The sequence below is a fragment of the Acinetobacter sp. RRD8 genome, from assembly GCF_031844225.1.
Classification (GTDB): domain Bacteria; phylum Pseudomonadota; class Gammaproteobacteria; order Pseudomonadales; family Moraxellaceae; genus Acinetobacter.
Window position 1 is genome coordinate 93,375 of the sequence record NZ_JAUZUU010000002.1, and the last position, 21,528, is coordinate 114,902.

At 43.2% G+C, this 21,528-nt stretch carries 16 protein-coding genes and 1 tRNA gene; 7 read left to right on the forward strand and 10 right to left on the reverse strand.

Going from position 1 to position 21,528, the window contains the following annotated elements; all coding sequences use genetic code 11:
• Positions 1 to 85: 85 nt before the first annotated feature.
• Positions 86 to 991 carry a protease HtpX gene (gene htpX, locus Q9R24_RS03200; protein WP_004280540.1) on the forward strand — a complete coding sequence of 302 codons (906 nt, stop codon included), beginning with the start codon at positions 86 to 88 and terminating at the stop codon, positions 989 to 991.
• Positions 992 to 1,072: 81 nt separating this feature from the next.
• Here htpX and Q9R24_RS03205 read toward each other — a convergent pair whose 3' ends face one another.
• The 5 genes from Q9R24_RS03205 to Q9R24_RS03225 form a co-directional block, all read right to left on the reverse strand.
• Positions 1,073 to 1,654, reverse strand: coding sequence for a DUF4112 domain-containing protein (locus Q9R24_RS03205; protein ID WP_311203711.1), 582 nt, complete (start codon positions 1,652 to 1,654; stop codon positions 1,073 to 1,075).
• Between the two features lie 74 nt (positions 1,655 to 1,728).
• Positions 1,729 to 3,069 carry a magnesium transporter gene (gene mgtE / locus Q9R24_RS03210; protein WP_311203712.1) on the reverse strand — a complete coding sequence of 447 codons (1,341 nt, stop codon included), beginning with the start codon at positions 3,067 to 3,069 and terminating at the stop codon, positions 1,729 to 1,731.
• A gap of 160 nt (positions 3,070 to 3,229) precedes the next feature.
• Positions 3,230 to 6,358, reverse strand: coding sequence for an efflux RND transporter permease subunit (locus tag Q9R24_RS03215; RefSeq protein ID WP_311203713.1), 3,129 nt, complete (start codon positions 6,356 to 6,358; stop codon positions 3,230 to 3,232).
• A 172-nt stretch (positions 6,359 to 6,530) separates the two neighbouring features.
• A complete protein-coding gene (locus tag Q9R24_RS03220) occupies positions 6,531 to 9,626 on the reverse strand; it encodes a multidrug efflux RND transporter permease subunit (RefSeq protein WP_311203714.1) in 3,096 nt (1,031 codons plus the stop codon).
• A gap of 257 nt (positions 9,627 to 9,883) precedes the next feature.
• A complete protein-coding gene (locus tag Q9R24_RS03225) occupies positions 9,884 to 11,485 on the reverse strand; it encodes an isocitrate lyase (RefSeq protein WP_004280550.1) in 1,602 nt (533 codons plus the stop codon).
• Between the two features lie 660 nt (positions 11,486 to 12,145).
• Here Q9R24_RS03225 and Q9R24_RS03230 point away from each other — a divergent pair.
• The 3 genes from Q9R24_RS03230 to Q9R24_RS03240 all read left to right on the forward strand — a co-directional run bounded on the left by Q9R24_RS03230 (position 12,146) and on the right by Q9R24_RS03240 (position 14,928).
• Positions 12,146 to 13,135, forward strand: a complete 990-nt coding sequence (locus Q9R24_RS03230; protein WP_004280551.1) for a LysR family transcriptional regulator — start codon at positions 12,146 to 12,148, stop codon at positions 13,133 to 13,135.
• 127 nt (positions 13,136 to 13,262) lie between these two features.
• Positions 13,263 to 14,585, forward strand: a complete 1,323-nt coding sequence (locus tag Q9R24_RS03235) for a hemolysin family protein (RefSeq protein ID WP_311203715.1) — start codon at positions 13,263 to 13,265, stop codon at positions 14,583 to 14,585.
• A 64-nt stretch (positions 14,586 to 14,649) separates the two neighbouring features.
• Entirely contained in the window at positions 14,650 to 14,928 is a 279-nt protein-coding gene (locus tag Q9R24_RS03240) for a hypothetical protein (RefSeq protein WP_311203716.1), read from the forward strand.
• 42 nt (positions 14,929 to 14,970) lie between these two features.
• Here the strand turns inward: Q9R24_RS03240 and Q9R24_RS03245 are convergent, their stop codons facing one another.
• A complete protein-coding gene (locus Q9R24_RS03245) occupies positions 14,971 to 15,477 on the reverse strand; it encodes a hypothetical protein (protein ID WP_004280554.1) in 507 nt (168 codons plus the stop codon).
• 174 nt (positions 15,478 to 15,651) lie between these two features.
• On the opposite strand from Q9R24_RS03245, the gene Q9R24_RS03250 reads away from it, so the two are divergent.
• The 3 genes from Q9R24_RS03250 to Q9R24_RS03260 all read left to right on the forward strand — a co-directional run bounded on the left by Q9R24_RS03250 (position 15,652) and on the right by Q9R24_RS03260 (position 17,413).
• A complete protein-coding gene (locus Q9R24_RS03250) occupies positions 15,652 to 16,380 on the forward strand; it encodes a hypothetical protein (protein WP_253099978.1) in 729 nt (242 codons plus the stop codon).
• A gap of 169 nt (positions 16,381 to 16,549) precedes the next feature.
• Positions 16,550 to 16,635 (forward strand) — tRNA-Leu (locus Q9R24_RS03255).
• Between the two features lie 91 nt (positions 16,636 to 16,726).
• Positions 16,727 to 17,413 (forward strand): hypothetical protein, encoded by a 687-nt coding sequence (locus Q9R24_RS03260; RefSeq protein WP_004280558.1) that lies wholly within the window; start codon positions 16,727 to 16,729, stop codon positions 17,411 to 17,413.
• A 31-nt stretch (positions 17,414 to 17,444) separates the two neighbouring features.
• Here Q9R24_RS03260 and Q9R24_RS03265 read toward each other — a convergent pair whose 3' ends face one another.
• The 4 genes from Q9R24_RS03265 to ftsH form a co-directional block, all read right to left on the reverse strand.
• Positions 17,445 to 17,759 carry a DUF5713 family protein gene (locus Q9R24_RS03265; RefSeq protein ID WP_004280560.1) on the reverse strand — a complete coding sequence of 105 codons (315 nt, stop codon included), beginning with the start codon at positions 17,757 to 17,759 and terminating at the stop codon, positions 17,445 to 17,447.
• A gap of 108 nt (positions 17,760 to 17,867) precedes the next feature.
• Positions 17,868 to 18,719 (reverse strand): dihydropteroate synthase, encoded by an 852-nt coding sequence (folP, locus tag Q9R24_RS03270; RefSeq protein ID WP_311203717.1) that lies wholly within the window; start codon positions 18,717 to 18,719, stop codon positions 17,868 to 17,870.
• Positions 18,720 to 18,797: 78 nt separating this feature from the next.
• Positions 18,798 to 19,412, reverse strand: a complete 615-nt coding sequence (locus Q9R24_RS03275) for a GNAT family N-acetyltransferase (protein WP_004645753.1) — start codon at positions 19,410 to 19,412, stop codon at positions 18,798 to 18,800.
• 105 nt (positions 19,413 to 19,517) lie between these two features.
• Positions 19,518 to 21,407 (reverse strand): ATP-dependent zinc metalloprotease FtsH, encoded by a 1,890-nt coding sequence (gene ftsH, locus Q9R24_RS03280; RefSeq protein ID WP_311203718.1) that lies wholly within the window; start codon positions 21,405 to 21,407, stop codon positions 19,518 to 19,520.
• Positions 21,408 to 21,528: the final 121 nt, after the last annotated feature.

Genomic DNA, 21,528 nt, shown 5'->3' on the forward strand with positions numbered 1-21,528 from the left:
AATTCTTCTCGATTTCACCGCATATTGATTTCAATGATTTACATTTAATAATCAGATTATTTTTCTGTAATAAGAGGATTTCTCAATGATGCGGATTGGTTTGTTCTTGCTAACCAACCTCGCGGTACTGGTTGTAGCTGGCATTATCTTGTCACTCTTCGGTGTCGGTAGTTACCATGGCGCAGGTGGCTTGAATCTAGGCAACCTGTTGGTCATCTGTTTTGTGTTCGGTATGGTCGGCTCAATGATTTCCCTGTTCATGTCTAAATGGATGGCGAAAAAGACCACGGGTACTGAACTGATTGACCCGAATGCACCTCGTAACCAAGCTGAAGCCTGGTTGCTCCAAGAAGTTGCACAACTTTCTCAGCGTGCAGGCATTAAAATGCCGGAAGTGGGTATTTTCCCCTCTTACCAGTCGAATGCCTTTGCCACCGGCTGGAACAAAAATGATGCTCTCGTTGCGGTATCAACTGGCTTGCTTGAGCGTATGAACAAAGACGAACTTCGTGCAGTATTGGCGCATGAGATTGGTCATGTCGCCAATGGTGACATGGTCACTCTGGCACTAATCCAAGGTGTTGTGAACGCCTTCGTGATGTTCTTCGCACGTGTCGCAGGTGATTTTATTGACCGCAATGTCTTTGGTCGTGAAGAAGGTGAAGCCCCGGGTATTGCCTATTTCGTGATTACTATTGTGCTGGATATCGTGTTCGGTATCTTGGCGTCGTCGATTGTGATGTGGTTCTCTCGTCACCGTGAATACCGTGCTGATGAAGCAGGCGCACGTCTGGCAGGTAAACAAGCTATGATTTCAGCATTACTGCGCTTACAGGCAGAATCTGAAATGCCAGATGCCATGCCGAAAGAAATGAAAGCATTTGCGATTTCTGCGGGTAAAGAAGAAGGCTTTAGCCTTGCTGCATTGTTCCAGACGCATCCAAGCATCGAACAGCGTGTCGCTGCATTGCAACAACTAGATTGTGCTTAAGTAAAACTTTAGTTTTGATTCAAGAAAAGCCTGCAATTGTAGGCTTTTTTTATTGGATTTAGTTATTCTTTAGCTGACCTATCATTGGCTGAACCATTGATACAGCGCCATAGCACCCCACCCGATCGCGAAGACAAATACAATCAGGAATAAAGTGCCTAAAATATCAGGGATATGAATCCAGATCCAGGCCACCACGGGATTGCGCCAGAATGCAGATTGCTGCTGTTTACGTTCCAGACTTTCATGCAAAAATGGGTGCACTACATGCCGGTCGCTGCTAATCTGATATTCCTCACGAATATGCAAGTGCACAACATCGAGCGCCTTGCGACTGGGCCGAATAAAAATATCAAAGACCGTGCCCGCCACCGGAATAAATCCTACTACCGCATCGATCGCCGCCATCTTCACCACCGGATTCAGTTTGGCACTCGGCACCCCGATCTGTTTGGCCTTATGAATGGCATAACAGGTCAATACAAAACCGGCAATATCTCCCGCAACCGGAATCGTACTTAAAGCCGCGTCTGCTCCCACCCCTTGCTTGGTAAATGGAATACGTACCACGGAGTCCATCATATTGGCAAACTTGGCCAGATCACGTTCCAGACGTATCACCTCTTGTTGACTTAGTTTTGTTTTTTGTCCAGGCTCAGGCATAGGTTATTCCAGAAATAATGCTGATTTTCTTGAGCATAAAGTATTTTTTCTACGCTGATGTATCAATCTGTGAATTAAAACAATAATTTGGAAGCAACGAATAAATACAGAATCACACCGGTAGCATCGCAGATAGAAGTCACCAACGGCGCCGAAGCACTAGCAGGATCAAGTTTGAGTTTATTTAAAATAAAAGGCAGACTCATGCCGATCAGGCAGCCCATCAACACAATCCCGAGCATACTGATAGCCAGCACCACAGCGACCATGACATCTCCCCGAATATAACCCAGAATGGATACAGCAATCGCCATAGTGCCGCCTAAGCACAGTGCCACCAGAGATTCGCGACTGAGCAAATTAAACCAGTCCTTGAACTCGACATCGCCTGTGGCCAAGGCACGCACCATCAAGGTGGCTGATTGCGAACCGGCATTCCCGCCACTGCCCACCAAAAGTGGCAAGAAAAATACCAGTACGATATGTGCGGCAATGATCTCTTCAAAGTGTGCAATGCCGATTCCAGAGAGCAAACTGCCAAAAACCAGAATGACCAGCCAAAAGACCCGCTTCTGATACAGGATCAAAATCGGGGCAGTTTTAAGGCTCAATTCAGTCAACGGCGTCACTGCACCCGACTTTAAAATATCTTCCGTGGTTTCGGCTTCGACAATGTCCATAGCATCGTCATAGGTGACAATTCCTAAGAGTTTTTGCTGGGCATCAACCACTGGCAAGGCAATAAAATCATAATAGGCCAAGGCTCTAGCCACAATTTCCTGATCATCTGTTACCTGGGCAGAAATGACGTCACGCTGCATCACTTTGGCAATGCTCAGCTCAGGTAAGGCCTGAATGATCTGCCTTAGGGAAATCACACCGATCAGCCGTTTTTCTGCATCGACAATATAAATCAGATACAGGGTTTCCTGCCCGGCGGCCACCACACGTAAAGCCTGTATCGCTTCATCCATGGTTAAATCAGGTGATAGCGTCACAAAACTTGAGCTCATCATGGCCCCAGCCGTGCCTTCCGGATAGATGGCCAGATCTTTGAGTGTCTGCTGGGATTCTTCAGATAATGCGCTCATCAATTGCAGCTGTAGCGGCGGCGAAAACTGCTTATAAATATCGACAAAATCATCAGAAGGCATTGCATCCAGAATGGGAACAAGTTCTGAAATAGATAAGTGCTGTGCCACGTTTAACTGCTGCCCTAGGGGCATAAAAGCATAGACCAAGCTTGGTTCATTCAGTTCCCTTAAAATTCGGGCCTGTTGCCGAGCATCTAAACGACTTAAAATGCGCGCCTGATCGGCGACATTCAGCTGACTGAGTAAACCTACAGCGATGTCGTGATTTTCAGAATGTAATTGTTGTTGGATATGCTGGATTTTTTCTGAAATTGTCGGCATAAGCAGCTCATTATAAAAGTCTGGCATTCAAGAGATGTTTGTCCTGATACCTGTATCCTAATTTTTCATGTGAATAATTTTAATGATCATGCTGCAATATGACGATATTTTTTGTATAAATCAATTCCTCGATATTTAGCCATAAAAAAGCCTGACTGAGTCAGGCTTGTTCACTTTCTAAAGATGGATGCTCTATCACCACTGATTGAGAAACCGTTTTTTTAATCATCAGACCACGGATCAATACATACATAAAGGGAATAAACAGCAGTACCAGGACAGTGGCAAATAGCACCCCACCAAAAACACTACTGCCAATCTCCTGCCGGCTGATTGCACTGACACCTATGGCAAACATCAAAGGCAGTACGCCCGCTGCAAATGCAATGGAAGTCATGACAATAGGACGCAAGCGTAAGCCCGCAGCCATTATCGCGGCCTGAACCGGAGTATGACCTGCCCGCTCTGCTTGTGCAGCAAACTCTACAATCAAAATTGCATTTTTAGAGGACAGACCGATAGTCGTCAGCAAGGCGATATGAAAGTAAATATCGTTCGCAAAACCAAACCAGGCACAGAACAGAATACTTCCTCCTACGCCCAGAGGAATCGCGGTCAACACCACAGCAGGAATCGTCCAGCTTTCATAGAGTGCCGTTAAACATAAGAAAATAAAGGCAATCGAAATTAGATACAAGAAAATAGCTTGCCCACTGCTGCGTTTTTCTTCTAGTGCGGCTCCACTCCAAGCCAAATTTACTCCGTCTTGTTCATCGACTAAAGCTTCGACATCTTGCATGGTTTGACTCGAAAATTGATCTTTGGGAATACCTGCATATACAGGCACGGCGTTATAGCCCATATAACGATTGATACTATTCGGTCCACCTTGCCAATTTAGCGTAGTGAATTGATTAAACGATAACATTTCGCCTGTGCTATTGCGGACATGCCAATGTGCCAAATCTTCAGGTTTAGAACGGAACTCCGCTTCGCCTTGCATGATGACCCGTTTGATTTGTCCACGATCAATAAAGTCATTGATATAGGTACCACTCCAAGCCGCAGCCAACGTACTGTTAAAACTTTGCTGAGGTACGGCATATTTGAGTAAACGTTCTATATCCAGTTTAATATTCAGCTCGGCACTTTCTTTGGGTACATCAAGTTGTAAATATTCAATCGATGATTTTGCTTTGGCACGGGTTTCAATCTCAGAGAAGGATTGCTGTAAAAACTCGCTGCCCCGTGAATCTAGATCTTGTAACCAGAAGTCGACCACACGTCCATTACTTGACATAGAAGGTGCCATAAAGAAAATCTGGGCATTGGCATGATTGGCAAAATGCTTTTGTGCACGATCTACAATGGCAAAGACATTATCTTCAGGATTTTTACGCGCTGCCCAGTCCTTTAATACGACAAAAAGCTGACCACGATAAGGCCCAACCCCAACATTGTTTCCGCTATACCAAATCCCAATGCTCTGGATGCGTTCAGATTCATGCTGCATTAAATAGTCCTGGACTTCACGCCCCACTTTTTCTATCTCAGAACGTGGGGCATTGCCCGGCATCACAATTTGCCCCATGACAAAGCCCATATCTTCCGTTGGCATCAGCCCTTCGGGCAGGGTTTTATAAAGCCAGCCAAAGCCTAAAACACATATACTAAATACAACCAACATCGTCATTTTAAACTGCATGCTACGTGCAGAGAGCTTTTGATAACGCATGGTGAGCTTATTCATGCCACGATTAAAACGCTTTGCCCATTTTGGTTGATGTGGTTGATGCTTTAGCAGTTGCGCTGCAAATGTCGGGGTGATGATAAGTGCTACCAATAAAGAAAGTAGCATTGCCACGACCAACGTGATGGAAAACTGACAATAGATGACCCCTGTCATACTGCCAAAAAATGCCATGGGAATAAATACAGCCGTTAAGACCAACGTAATCCCGATCAATGCACCGCTAATTTCCTTCATTGACTTTAAAGCTGCTGCCTGAGCATCCAAATGTTCTTCATGCATTAAACGTTCAATGTTTTCCACGACCACAATGGCATCATCGACCAACAGGCCAATCGCCAAAATCAGGGCAAACAAGGTAAAACTGTTTAAGCTCATTCCCAGTACATACAGCACCGCAAATGTGGCTAAAACTACAATCGGAATCGTGACTGCAGGAATAATAGTGGCGCGCCAGTTTTGCAGGAAGATAAACATCACCAAAACCACCAGTACCATCGCTTCGACCAAAGTTTTCGCGACTTGTTCAATTGAACTGGTAATAAATGGGGTTCTGTCCATGGTCATACGCAATTGATAATGTGCAGGCAAATTGGCTTGGGCATTTTTCAATACCGTTTGCATCTGCTCTGAAACCGCAATGGCATTACTCCGTGGCGCCAATTGGATCGATAACGCAGCGGATAAATGACCGTTGGTATAATTTAAATGGTTATAACTTTCTGCCCCCAACTCAACACGTGCGACATCTTTCAAGTACAGGACCGAACCTGAATCTGTTGTCTTCACAATAATTTTTTCAAATTCATGAATACTACTTAAACGTGATCCCGCACTAACCTTGGCATTCATGTATTGATCTTGTGCTGTCGGTAATCCACCAATAGAACCAGACACAAGTGATGCATTTTGTACCTCGACTGCATTGCGAATATCACTCGGCATCAGATTAAATTGGCGCAGTTTATGTGGATTGAGCCAAATGCGCATCGCATAGCCTGCGCCATAAAGCTCCACCTCACCCATCCCGTCAATACGGGAAAAACGCGGTTCAACATGCACCATTAAATAGTCAGCAAGCTCTGTAGGTGTCGCCTTCCCTGATTCATCATATAAACTCAGTAATGCAAATTGATCATAACCTTGTTTATAAACAGCCACTCCATTTTGCTGGGTTTCTTCAGGCAATCGACTTAGCACACCATTGACCGCATTTTGCACTTGCAACAGTGCCTGATCGAGATCTACTCCTTGCTCAAACGACAGTGTCAGATTTGCACGTCCCACGCTACTGTTGGACTGAAAGCTTTCCAAACCTTCAATGCCTTTCACCGCTTGTTCTAAAATTTGCGTGACCGATTGCTCAACGGTTTCCGCAGATGCACCACGATACCCCGCAGAAACCCCTAACGCAGGTGCGTCCATATTCGGCATATGCTCAATCGGAATTTTTTGCAGTGCAAAAATTCCTAATACCATCATGATAATGGCGATGACGGCTGCAAATTTAGGTCGATAAATAAAAAAGTGTGACAACATGAATAAAAATCCCCATCAGATGCATTCTCACGACACATTCTTGTATGAATAGATGATTTTTATAGCAATTTTCACACCATGCTGAAAACGCAACCAGTCATTGGACGAGTTTTGGCGATAAAAAAATCCCCGTATAAACGGGGATTTTTCAGCTCTAGAGTTTTCCTTTATTTTAAGCACGCGATTTTTTGATGATGAGTCGACGAATTAAAACATACATAAATGGAATAAAAATCAGCACCAGCAATGTTCCAAAAATGACACCACCAAATACACTCACGCCAATTTCCTGACGACTCACCGCACCAGCGCCTGTAGCAAAGACCAGCGGTAAAATCCCTGCGCCAAAGGCCAAAGAAGTCATCAAAATTGGACGTAGACGTAAAGACGCACCTTCTAGTGCGGCTTCTACTACCGATTTACCTTGTTGCTGCGCTAATGAAGCAAATTCCACAATCAGAATGGCATTCTTACAGGACAGACCAATGGTAGTCAGCAAGGCAATCTGGAAATAGATATCATTCGGGAAACCAGCCAGATAACTGAAAATAATATTGCCGCCAATCCCGAGTGGAATAGCTGACATCACGGCGGTTGGAATGCTCCAGCTTTCATATAAAGCCGCCAGACAAAGAAAAATAAAACCAATTGAAATCAGATACAGCCAGATCGCCTGATTATTGGACTGTTTTTCCTCGAAAGAAAGACCGCTCCAGACCACATCCACCCCTTCCTGCTCGGCAATTAAAGCTTCCACATCTTGCATGGCCTGGCCGGAACTGCTGTCTTTGGCCCGATCGGCTTCCATTTGCAATGCGGTATACCCCATAAAGCGGTTGACCACTTCAGGACCACCACTCCAGCCCACTTGCGAGAAGTTGCTAAAAGGCACCATCTGATTTTGGTCATTTCGTACATGCCACTGTGCCAGATCTTCCGGCTTGGAACGGAATTCAGCATCACCCTGCATAATCACCCGTTTAATCCGACCACGATCAATAAAGTCATTGATATAATTGCCGCCCCAAGCACTGGATAAAGTACTGTTGATTGCCGATTGAGTCAGGCCGTTGGCCATGGCCTGTTTCTGATCAATATTGACACGTAGTTCTGCTTTGTCAGGATTAGAACGCTTGCCCAGATTTTCAAAGCTTGTATAGTTGCCCGCCCGAGCTTCCAGCGCTTTAAATTGCTGTTCCAGATATTGCCGGCCATTGCCATTGATATCTCGAATCCAGAAATCCAGACCATCGGTTTGTCCCAGACCATTGACTGAAGCTGGCATGGACACATTAATTTGTGCATTGCGATTACTCTGGAAATGCTTCAAAGCCCGTTCACGAATCGATTGTGCAGTATTGTCCTGACCGGAACGCTCATCCCAATGTTTCAACGCTACAAAACCGGTCGCGAGGTTCTGACCAGTTCCAGAGAAATTTCGCCCATAACGGATCATCACCAGATTGACATTGGCTTGTTCCTGATCCAGAAAATACTTACGGACTTCTTCACCGATCTGAATGGTATTTTTCATGGGGGCGCCTTCCTGCAATTTGATTTGCAAGCTTAAGATCCCCTGATCCTCACTCGGTAAGAAACTGGTCGGCAAGGAACGATAGAACAGTGCAAACACACCGATCAATCCGGCAAACAGCAGCAAACAGATTGCCTGACGCTGGATCGTGAGTTTAGACAAATTCAGATAACGATGTTTTAAATGATCCAGTTTCTGGTTAAACCAGGACGCCCATTTTGCCGGTTTAGGATTCGGTTTTAGAATAAACGCGCACAATGCTGGGGTTAGAATCAATGCCACCATTAAGGACAGTGACATCGCCGCAACCAAAGTGATAGAAAATTGGCGGTAGATCACGCCAGTCGATGCACCAAAAAATGCCATCGGAATAAAGACTGCGGTCAAAACCAGAGTAATCCCGATCAGTGCTCCACTGATTTCCTGCATGGATTCCAGAGCAGCATCCTTGGCGGACAGTTGCTTTTCATGCATCAGCCGTTCAACGTTTTCCACCACAACAATCGCATCATCTACCAACAGGCCGATCGCCAGAACCAGCGCAAATAAGGTTAAAGTGTTGATACTCATCCCCAGTGCATACAGCACCGCCATCGTACCCAAAATCACCACTGGAACAGTCACGGTAGGAATCAAAGTGGCACGCCAATTCTGCAAGAAAATGAACATCACAATGATGACCAAAATCACGGCTTCGATCAGGGTTTTGACCACTTCTTTAATTGATTCTTGTACAAAAGGCGTATTGTCACGTGGGTAAGCAATTTTATAGCCTTCAGGCAATTGCTGGGAAATACGGGCAATTTCAGCCTTAATCAGATTAGAGGTGGCAATGGCATTGGCCCCTGAGGCCAGTGAAATACCCAGACCTGCTGATGGATAACCATTATTGGTACTATAAGACTGATAATTTTCAGCACCCAGTTCTACCCGGGCAATATCTTTCAAATAAATAAAGCTGCCGGCACGATCCGATTTGACAATAATATTCTGGAATTCTTCTACAGTTTTTAGCCGTGAACCCGAAGTAACTTTGGCATTCAGGTATTGCTCGTCTATGGCTGGAAGATCACCAATCGCACCTGCAGCGACCTGGGTATTCTGGGATTCTATTGCGGCACGCACATCACTTGGCATCAGGTTATATTGTTTTAATTTTGCCGGATTCAGCCAGATTCGCATCGCGTATTGTGAACCAAAAACATCCACCTCACCAATGCCTTCAATCCGGGAAATGTCCTGTTCCAGATGGGTCATCAGATAGTCGGAAAGTTCAATATTGTTGCTGCGCCCCGACTCATCATACAGGCTAATCACCATATGAGTATCGCCAAGCGATTTAAAGACATTGACACCTTGGCGTTGTACATCTTCCGGTAATCGGTTTAGTACCCCATTAATCGCATTTTGTACCTGCACCTGTGCAGTATCCGGATCGGTACCATTCTCAAAGCTAATGCTGACCCGGCTGCGTCCTGAAGAATCACTACTCGAACTGAAATACAGCAGATGATCAATGCCTTTGATTTGCTGTTCCAGCACTTGAGTCACGCTTTCTTCCACAGTTTCCGCAGAAGCGCCGCTATAAGTTGCTGCCACCGTTATCCTTGGCGGGGCAATGTCCGGATAACGTTCCACTGGCAGGTTCATCACTGCGAACAGGCCGATTGCCATGACAACAATCGCCAGTACCCCAGCAAAGATCGGGCGGTGGATAAAAAATTTAGACAGCATAAATCCGGGTCACTTTTAATTAAATAGGGGGTAAATTGATGCAGAACATAAGCATGCTATATCCAAATATTCAGTGACATAGCACTAGAATGCAAGAATTAAACACATAAAACTGCGATAAAAACCAATCATGGAGAAATTATGGATTATCCCTCTTGAGCACGTTCTTGAGATTGCTCTTCCCTATTTATTAATAGCATTTTTCCAAACAAAAAACCCTGCAGATGCAGGGTTTTTTGGTGAATCAATTAAGCGGATTAAGCGCTGAACTGGTTCATTGTGTTTTTAGAATCATCACCAGCTTTCAATGCATTGTCACCAGCGAAGATTTCTTTGTGGTCATCACCGATGTCAGAACCAGCCATTGCTTGGTGTTTAACACATGCGATACCGCCGCGGATTTCTTTACGTTGTACGCCAGCAACATAAGCCAACATACCTTCAGTACCGAAGTAACCTTGAGCAAGCTCATGAGTAGAAAGCGCAGCTGTGTGGTAAGTCGGAAGTGTGATCAAGTGATGGAACACACCCGCTTCACGAGCAGCATCAGCTTGGAAGGTACGAACTTTTTCGTCAGCTTCAGCAGCCAGTTCAGTTGCATCGTACTCAGCGCTCATTAACTTAGCACGGTCGTAAGCAGAAACGTCTTTACCTTCAGCAACCCAACGGTCATATGCTTGTTGACGGAAGTTTAAAGTCCAGTTGAACGAAGGCGAGTTGTTATAAACAAGTTTCGCATTTGGAACTGTTTCACGTACACGGTTAACCATGTGAGCGATTTCAGCAACGTTTGGAGTCGCAGTTTCGATCCAAAGCAAGTCAGCACCATTTTGTAGGCTAGTTACACAGTCAAGTACAACGCGGTCGATTTGCGTGCCTTCACGGAACTGGTATAGACCAGAAGCAAGACGTTTAGGACGGTGAAGTTTACCATCACGCTTGATCAGGATTTCGTCTTCTTGAGCTTCTGAAATGTCGATTTCAGTTGTATCTAAGTAGCTGATGTATTGAGAAGCGATGTCGCCTGGCTCTTTAACCACTGGGATTTTTTGAGTCAAGTCAGCGCCTTCAGAGTCAGTACGTGCAACGATGATACCGTCGTCAAGACCCATTTCCAGGAATGCATAGCGAAGAGCGTGGATTTTCGCGATGAAGTCTTCGTGTGGAACTGTTACTTTACCAGCTTGGTGACCACATTGTTTCGCATCAGAAACCTGGTTTTCGATTTGTAGTGCACAAGCACCCGCTTCGATCATTTTCTTAGCAAGTAAGTAAGTCGCTTCTTCGTTACCGAAACCAGCGTCGATGTCCGCAATAATTGGCACAACGTGAGTTTGGAAGTTGTCGATTTGTGAAGTGATTTCAGCTGCTTTAGCAGTGTCGCCCGCTTCTTGTGCTTTTTTAAGTGCACGGAACAAGTCGTTTAATTCTTTCGCGTCAGCTTGACGTAAGAATGTGTAGATTTCTTCGATCAATGCAGGAACAGACGTTTTTTCGTGCATAGATTGGTCAGGAAGTGGACCGAATTCTGAACGAAGCGCTGCAACCATCCAACCAGAAAGGTAGATGTAGCGACGTTCAGTTGTACCGAAGTATTTTTTGTTCGCAATCATTTTTTGTTGCGCGATGAAACCGTGCCAGCAACCTAGTGATTGAGTGTATTTGCTAGAGTCTGCATCATAAGCAGCCATATCACGACGCATAATTGCCGCTGTATATTTCGCAATGTCTAAACCAGTTTTGAAACGGTTTTGAAGTTGCATACGCGCAGCATCTTCAGGACTGATGTCTGCCCAAGTGTTACCGAATTTCGCTTTTAATTCGCGGATTGCATCAATCGCTGTTTGGTATGTAGTCATGATATATTCCTGTAATAATATTAGGATTTTTCTGCAACGAACCGCTCAAATCACACCCTCAATGACTTGTTCAGATTTTCGACGATCCGTTGGGATAGCTAAAGATTAGTGGGCTTATGAAAATTAATCCAATAGTCTGCAAGAATCTTCAGTATTTATTTAAAAAATGAGTAGATCAAAGTCTTATTACAATCTTGATAGATTAAATTAAGATTATGTTTTATATATATTTATTTAAAAATAAAAATGGATAAAATTTCCACATGTTGCTTAAAAATAATTCATTAGACTTAAGTCTGGATATGGGGTTTATGCCCTTTTATCTTTAAAAAATACTGATCTTTGATGATTTATTCAACTTGATGAATTCTCGATTTAGTGTACTTTTCACTCAAATACTGAACGTAAGAACAGCCTTTCTCATGTTCTTTTAAAGCGAAAAGATGGTTTTCATTTCCCTCTATAAAAAGGCTAAATGATATTCTATTTAACGTGCATCTTTTCTCTTATGTACACTTTGAATAATGGAGCTTAAGCCTGTGTTAATTTTGTAAACTTTATCAGTGAGCACATGGCTTTTTTCATCGACGCTTTACACAAGGCCCGGCAATTATGGCATAATCTTCATAATTTCTTGTATTTATTCTCGGTATTTCTTTTATGAATCTGGAGCGGGTCGATCTCAATCTATTAATTTATCTTGATGTACTTCTTCGCGAAAAAAATGTCACACGTGCAGCAGAACAACTGGGCGTTACCCAGCCTGCCATGAGTAACATCTTACGCCGATTACGCAATTTATTTAATGATCCCCTCCTGATTCGTTCTTCTGAAGGCATGACACCCACTGAACGTGCCTTAGAATTGCAGCCCCGCATTCGAGATGCGCTCGCTGATCTGTCGATGATCCTGGAACCACGTACCGAGTTCCGTCCATATACCTCAAATCGTGTCTTCCGGATCATGACCTCGGATTATGCAGAAGCCACGCTGGTTCCACGTCTGGTTAAAGCCCTACGTTCAGAAGCACCGAACGTGGTATTAGACTTCCTGACGCCAAGTGACGTGTCATATCGTGACATGGAACAAGGCAAGGTCGATCTGGCAATCAACCGTTTTAATGAAATCCCGCAAAGTTTTCATCAGGTTTTGGTCTGGCGTGACAGCTTTTCTTGCCTTTTAAATAACAAGCATCCTGCCGCAAGCAACTTAAACCTTAAAAGTTACCTGGATGCACAGCATATCTGGGTTTCCAAAACCGGTATGGGTGTTGGCTTCGGGGTAAATCCTGAAAAACAGGCCGGTTTAGGCTGGATCGATCAGGCTTTAGAACGTATTGGCCAGAAACGTAAAATCTCAGTCTTTACCCGTCACTATCAAATGCCGGGATTATTGGCTGCCAATGTCGATCTGGTCGCAACACTGCCTTCACGCATTGCACGTTTGCAAGCCAAGAATCACAATTTAATTCTCAAAGATCCGCCGTTTTATATTCCTGAATTTGAATTGAAAATGGCATGGTGTCCTTTATTGCATCATCATCCGGCGCATCGCTGGTTACGTCAGCTGATTTTATATGTCGCCCGCCAGATGATTGAAGAAGAAAACCGTGAATTCCTGAGCAATAATTCTCAATTTTCACATTATTAAACTCAAAATCTTCTAAATTCTTATTTTTTAAGATTATACTTCGAAGACTTGAGATGTCATTGTTACACCTCAAGTCTTTTTTTGTGTTAAAAATATCCCAAGATACTATTCATCCACAGGTGGATTTGTGAGCCTCTTACAAAATATCGTGATTATCTTAATACTCATCACGGGGGCCGGTTTTTTATCTTTAACTGAAATCGCCCTCGCAGGTGCCCGCAAAGTCAAACTCAAAATTCTGGCTGAGTCGGGTGATCATCGCGCTCAAAAAGTTTTAGATCTACAAGAAAATTCTGCGGATTTCTTTGCAGCCTCTCAAATTGGTTTAAATGCAGTCGCCATTCTCGGCGGTATTTTAGGTGAAGGCGCCTTCCGTCCTTATATTTATAATTTCGTTTCCCGCTTTTACCAGGGACCTTGGGCTGAAAATATCAGCTTTGCGCTCTCCTTCACGGTCGTCACTTCTTTATTTATTTTATTTGCAGACCTGATGCCGAAACGTCTAGCCATGATTGCGCCAGAAAAGATCGCAGTCTCAGTCATCGAGCCAATTCAGATTTTCATTAAAGTCTGTAAACCTTTGGCCTGGTTTATTAACGCGATTGCCAACATGCTGTTCCGTCTGTTTAAAGTAAATACCATCCGTGATGACAATATTACTTTTGATGATATTTCTGCAGTGATGGATGCGGGTGCACAGGCCGGTGTACTCCAGAAGCAGGAACACCATTTCATTGAAAATGTATTTGAACTTGAAGAGCGTAACGTACCTTCAAGTATGACCACACGTGAAAATGTGGTGTTCTTCACCTTGAATGAACCGGAAGAAAGTATTCGGCAAAAGCTGGCAGAATATCCCTACTCCAAGTTTCTGGTATGTAGCAATGACATCGACAGTGTGATTGGCTATGTCGATGCCAAAGACATTCTGGTGCGTATTCTGAACAACCAGTCGCTGCTGCAGCTCAATGAAAATACCATCCGTAATGTGTTGACCATTCCTGACACTTTGACCTTATCGGAAGTTCTGGACCGTTTCCGCTCTACCAAGGAAAAGTTTGCCGTCGTCATTAATGAATATGCGCTGGTAGTCGGAGTGATTACCCTATCCGATATTATGATTACCGTGATGGGTGACTGGGTGACGCCTATTGAAGCAGATCAGCAAATTATTAAACGTGACAATAATTCCTGGTTGATTGAAGGCAGTACACCGATTGAAGATATCAAGCATGCGCTTGAAATTGATGAAATGCCTGATGATGAGAACTATGAAACCATCGCTGGCTTCATGATGTATAAATTACGCAAGATTCCACGTCCTGCAGATGCCGTGATATTTGGTGCTTATAAGTTTGAAGTGGTGGATGTCGATCATTTTAAAATTGACCAGTTACTGGTAACCCGCCTGCTCGAAACCAATTCAGTTATTCAGGAAGAATCAGATTAATCTGGTTCTTCTTTTTATTCCTATATTTAAAAATTATTCTAAGAAAAAAATCATAAGGTGAGTGATGAATATTTCTGCATTATTGGCATGTCTGTTTTTTTATTCAGCCCTGTATTTGTTTTACTTCTTTTTTGCCAAACAGCAGAATCCCCTGCTTATACTTGCAGCCATCATTCTGATGGTTTTAACGGTTTTCATTATTCCCTCCCCGCATGAACGTCGTCGTCAAGGATTCGACTCCACCTTGAGATTTGGAGAGTATTTTTATTGGCCCTTGATTACCTGGTGGCGTTTATTTATTTTGCCCATCAGTTGGCTGATTGCACTGATGTATCGTGATTAAAAAAAGCACCCGAAGATGCTTTTGTTTATATCTAGTTACAGCTTAGATTTTCGCTAATAAAGCCTCAAGAACGGCTTGATAGTGAATCTGGATATCATCTTCTAAAATTTTATAAGCATTATCGAATTGCACCATTGGCCAGCCCTCTTTCCAGAACGGAAAAATATTGTGCAGGTCATGGGTGACAATGGCATCTTCACGCACAATTGCTTGGGCAATTTGTGACAGTACCTGTGCAGTTTCAGCACCATCAATCGCCATATAATCGATACCGCGCGCTTTTAAAATACGGATTCGGTCTTTTTTATAACGGATTTTTTTGATTTGTGCTGCATTCAGCCCCAAAGCCAAAGATACCGCTTCGACAAACTTGTCTTCAAATGACTGATTCAATGCTACTAAGGCTGCTTTATGCGCTTCCTGACGACCAGCTTTACCACCCTGACGAATTGCTGCTTGCGCCTCAGTATTTAGCTCATCCTTTTTCATACTTTGCAGGATGTCTAAAATTTCGATGTCGCTTAACGCCTGAGGAGATTGATCAGTCATAAACTGTCCTTAAAAAAATAAATCTTGAATCGGCTATTTTCGCATAATTCGTAGCTAAAAAACTAAAATCTTCATGATTAAAACAGCGCTGCGACCTGAAACTGCATTTCTTCTGCGATTTTGCGCAAAATCGACTATAGTGCTTCATCTATATATTAAATTAATCTCTGGATGATGCCCACTACGCAAGTGACTTTGTTGCTGCAGCAACTTAAGCGCCAATATCCGACTGCATTTAAAGGAAATTACCTGTTTTACAGTCAGATTAAAATCCGTGGAATCTGGGATAAAGCCAAGCTCTTAATTCCTTGGGTCTTGGCCGCCATGATTTTTGTTCCCATCAGTTTGATGTTAGGAGATCTGGTACAGCAATCTTTTGTGCAAATCAGCGAATTTCAGGCGCAAAGTTATGCCATTTTGGCCATTCTGTTGTTCCTGATGTTGAGTCTCACCTTGATTCTGCACCAGATTCAGCATTCTTCTTATTCACTGTATCAGTTATTACGGCATATTCCGATCAGGATGGTTATTGTGATTCTGCTACAAGCCTTAAATCTGGTCTTTATGCAAAGTAGTTTGCTGATGTGGAGCTTATTCTTCTTTGGCGTGAGCTTTGGTTTTGTGCGCTTTTATCGGGAAAATTTATTCAAGGAAAATAGTAAAAATATTGAGCACTATCAGCTACAACAATTACGTAAAATCTGTTTTTGGGCTTATAAAAAAACCTGTCTGATCCGACTAAAATTACGTTTTTATTCAAGCCATGATCCTCGGCATGCCGAACTAAAACAGCAATTAAATCACTATGCCGGGTTATATACGCGGCTACTGAAATATGAGCATCAATATTGTAAAACGATCAAGCATCTAGATGTCGACAGCTATCTGGATGAGAATTCATAGTTCCCTCTATCATTTTTCATTGGTCGTCTTAAAGATCTGCAAATATTAACTTTTAAAAACGCTGATTTGCTGGTTTTTAGAATAGAAACCACGGAATTGCTTGAAAAGAAAGCAATCATTTCTGAATTTGCTTGCCAAGCTTTATTTCGTCCTCTATTATTGCGCACATGCCCGAGTGGTGAAATCGGTAGACACAGGGGATTTAAAATCCCCCGCCCACAAAGCGTGCCAGTTCGAGTCTGGCCTCGGGCACCATTTTAATATTTATTAAAATGGTGCAATAAAAAATCCAGCATTAGGCTGGTTTTTTTGTGCCTGAATTTTATTCTTTTAGCGCGAAATCCCCATGTCAGAATTAAAACACTTTGATCTCGCTACATTACAATTACGTCATCCAGACGCTTTTTTCCTTAAGCTGCGTTATAGCCGCTTTAAATTTAATGCCTTGCAAAATATCCAGTTTGTTATCGCGATTAATTTACTGTCCCTTCTGGTCTGTGTAGCCTGTAGTCTCAGCTCCGTATTTCTGGAATATTATTTTTTCAAGAATGCCACGATTGCCTTTAATGTCACCTTAATTGTGCTGATGGCACTGCTTTATCCTTATATCTGGCATGCACAATATCAGGCACAATTCAGCTCCAAAGCCTATAGTCAGCGTTTGCAAAATTGTCTCTATCTGCAAATTCCAATTTTTCTGAGCTTATTGCTCAACCTTTATCTGATTCATTCGGATGTACTGGTCATCATTAGTATGATCATTTTAGCGATTTCTTCCTTTGGGGTGGTCATCCTGGAACCTTTATTTAAAAGTTCCTGTAGTGCGATTGACCAGATCAGGTTGCAGAAACTCCGACAACTGGCTTTTTGGGCTTATCAACAATCCAAATCAAAAACACCACAACAGATTCAAGGTCAATCGAATCTGCAGGCTTATTACCAAAACCTTTATCAGCAATGCATGAATGAAGAGCAACAATTACTCGGCTCAATTCGCTTTAATAGCTTTAAAGATTATTTGAACAGACAATAAAAAAACCCTGCATCTGCAGGGTTTTCTTAAATCACCATTCACGATTGGTAATCAGTTCTTCCATTTCAATCTCGAACAGGCCGTGCTCTTGCACCACCATCATCATGGCTTCGGCAATATAATCCGCGGCAGTATCATCCAGAGACGAATCCAGATCTTCGAACTGAGGTTTCATGATATTGATATCAGCCACAGTCAGATTGGCAAGCTGGTAAATTTCTTGATCTGACAAACCTGATTTAGCGACTTTTTGGGCAAAACGTTCGATGTGCTGCTTGATTTCAGCAACCAGAATATCGGGATAATACTCATCATCGAACATGGGGAGAAGTAAATCTGCAAACATTACAGGCACTCTAAAGGATGACTATCTAATCTAAGCGTGCCTATATAGCATATTGTTGCTTAAAAGCCAAACAACATTGCCAATGTAGGGATTTCCCAGCCTCGATTTTTAAACCATTTGCATAGCTTGCCAGACTTTAATCGCATCGGCTGTGACTTTAACATCATGTGCCCGTACCATACATGCACCCTGCTGAATACTCAACAAATGCGCTGTTGCTGAACCCACTGCACGCTCTTGTGGTTCTGCCCCATCCAAAACTGCTCCGATAAAGCGTTTACGTGATAAAGCAGACAAAATCGGATAGCCCATTTCTGTCAATTTATAAAACTCTTGCAACAGCTTTAAATTTTGCTGGGCATTTTTAGCGAAACCAAAACCTGGATCAATCATGATATTTTCCGCTTTTACTCCAACATCTAAAGCATCCTGAACACGTTGGGATAACTCGCGTATCACATCTTTAGTGACATCCTCATATTGATCCAGATTGTTCATGGTGGTCGGCTCACCGCGCATATGCATGATGATCACTGGAATATTGAGTTCTGCTGCGGTCTGCAATGCATTCGGCCGAGTCAAAGCACGGACATCATTCCAGATATGTGCTCCGGCCCGAACCGCTGCGCGTATGACTTCAGGTTGCGACGTATCAATCGAGAGAATGATATTATGTTTGGATAAAGCTTCAACCACAGGCACCACGCGGCGAATTTCTTCCTCCACTTCTACTGCTGCTGCACCTGGACGGGTCGATTCACCCCCAATGTCGATGACGGTTGCGCCTTCAGCCATCATTTCCAGTGCGCGGGCGACTGCATCTTCTTTTTGATTATGCCGACCACCATCACTAAAAGAGTCTGGGGTGACATTAAGAATCCCCATTACATGCGGCTGGGATAAGTCCAATTTTAAATCACCAAATGTCCATACATGTGGTAACAAAGGCATCAGCTGCATGATTCAATACTCACTTAAAATAACCCCGATATTGTCTTATGGATAGTTAATTAAAGCAAAGATGAATAAGGCCAGGACCTAGATTTCGAAGTAATTATTTCGGGAATATTGCATCATCTTAGTTTGTAATAATGTTTTCACATCTGACCATTCACTTTCTAAAATACTATAGATGTAGCTATCTCGAATAGTGTGTCCATCTTTACGCAGCATATGACACCTGATAATGCCATCCCGCTTGGCACCTATTGCTTCAATCGCTTTCTGGCTAGGAAGATTCAAGTGATCAGTCCGAAAGCCGACAACCTGAACGTTTAAACTTTCAAAAGCATGTCTTAACAAGAGATACTTACATGCGCGATTTACATAAGTTCTGTGATAGCCCTTGGCATACCAGGTATAACCAATTTCAAAACGTGGAATTTCCGTCTTAATATCATGATAACTGGTAGTTCCAATTGCTTGACCGGAGTTTAAATCGATGACAGCAAAAGCCATCCGTTCACCTTGAGCTTGCTGTTCAAAGGCCTGAGAAAAATATTTTTTTAAGTTATGCAGATAAGGCACTGAATTATATAAAATCTCGCCTAAATTTTCTTCAGCGCATGCGATGGCTAAATCAGAAAAATGTTCCCAGCTCAACGATTCAAGACGAAGCTGATAAACACTGGATTCCAGAACAGGCATATTCATTTTTATTTTTCGTATTCATTTTTAATCGCTCAATATAACACTCAAAAAGATATGACAAAAATGACAAGCATAAAAAACCACCCGAAGGTGGTTTTTTTATTGAGCTTAGTTCGCTGGCAATGGCGGAGGAGTCAACGGATCATCATCTGGCGTTACATCAATCACAGGATTATCTGCAACATAGACTTTTGGTGGCTGAGGCTCACGACCTTCCATGATGTCACGGATTTGATCACGATCAATGGTTTCCCATTCCATCAACGCTTTCACCATCGCATGGGCAATATCTTTTTTGCTTTCCAAGATATCGCGTGCGATTTTATATTGCTCATCTAGAATTCGACGAATTTCACGATCGACTTCTAGTTGTGTGGTTTCCGAAATACTGCGGCTACCAATACTGCCCATGAAAGATTGCTGTGCATCTTCTTCATAGACCATGACACCGAGTTTGTCCGACATACCATATTTGGTCACCATCGCACGTGCCATTTTGGTTGCACGTTCGAAGTCATTTGAAGCGCCGGTCGACATCTGGTTAATGAAGACTTCTTCAGCAATACGGCCACCAAACAAAATCGAAAGTTCATTCAACATTTTGTCTTTGTAATGGCTGGTCTGGTCAAATTCAGGCAGCTGCCAGGTAACACCTAAAGCCCAGCCACGTGGCATGATTGTCACCTTATGCACAGGATCTGTACCTGGCAAGCTTTCAGCAACAATCGCATGCCCTGCTTCATGATAAGCCGTCGCACGACGCTCTTCATCACGAAGTACCATCGATTTACGCTCAGGACCCATATACAGCTTGTCTTTTGCATCTTCAAAGTCATGCATATCGACGGTGTTTTTGTTACGGCGTGCAGCAAATAAAGCAGCTTCATTCACCAGGTTTGCTAATTGCGCACCCGAGAAGCCCGGTGTACCACGTGCAAGAACCTTAACATCCACACCTGTCACTGAAGGTAATTTTTTCAAATGTACATTCAGGATTTGTTCACGACCTTTGATGTCTGGCAAACCAACTACAACTTGACGGTCAAAACGGCCTGGACGAAGAAGTGCTTTATCCAGTACATCTGCACGGTTGGTTGCAGCAATCACGATAATGCCTTCATTACCTTCAAAGCCGTCCATTTCAACTAGCATCTGGTTCAGTGTCTGTTCACGTTCATCGTGACCACCACCGGTACCTGAACCACGGTGACGACCGACTGCATCAATCTCATCAATAAAGATGATACATGGTGCATGACGTTTCGCCTGTTCGAACATGTCACGAACACGGGATGCACCAACACCGACAAACATCTCAACGAAGTCAGAACCTGAAATACTAAAGAATGGAACTTTCGCTTCACCGGCAATGGCTTTGGCAAGTAAGGTTTTACCCGTACCTGGAGGACCGACCATTAACACACCGCGTGGAATACTCGCACCCAGACGTTTAAATTTGGTTGGATCTTTCAGGAAATCTACGATTTCAACGACTTCTTGCTTGGCTTCGTCACAACCAGCAACATCAGTGAAAGTGACTTTAATCTGGTCTTCAGACAGCATTTTGGCTTTAGATTTACCAAAACTCATTGGGCCGTTTTTACCACCTGCACCGCCACCCATGTTGCGCATAAAGAACATGAATAACAAAATGATTAAAAGTACAGGGAAACTTGCAATAAGCAACTGCATGAGCAAGCCTTGACGTTGTGGTGCTTCACCTTCAACCACAACATTATTTTTAATCAGGCTTGGCATCAGTTCAGGATCCTGAACTGCCGGACGGATACTTTCAAACTCTGAACCGTTCGATTTTTCGCCACGGATTCTTTCGCCGTCAATCACAACTTGTTTAATTTGGCCAGCATTGACCGCGGCAACAAACTCTGAGTAGTTCATTGTAGTCGGTTGATTGCGGTCACTGACGTTGCTGAAGATTAACACCAGCACACCCAGTATCACGAGCCACAATACGGCATTCTTAAAAAGATCGCTCAAAGCTTTATTCCCATTCCAATCTAATTTGATCATGCCCTGTTCAGGATGACCTTAATACTTAAGCTGCAAATCAACTTGCAATTATCTGAAAACGTACAAAATGCACAATTTTTAACGACTT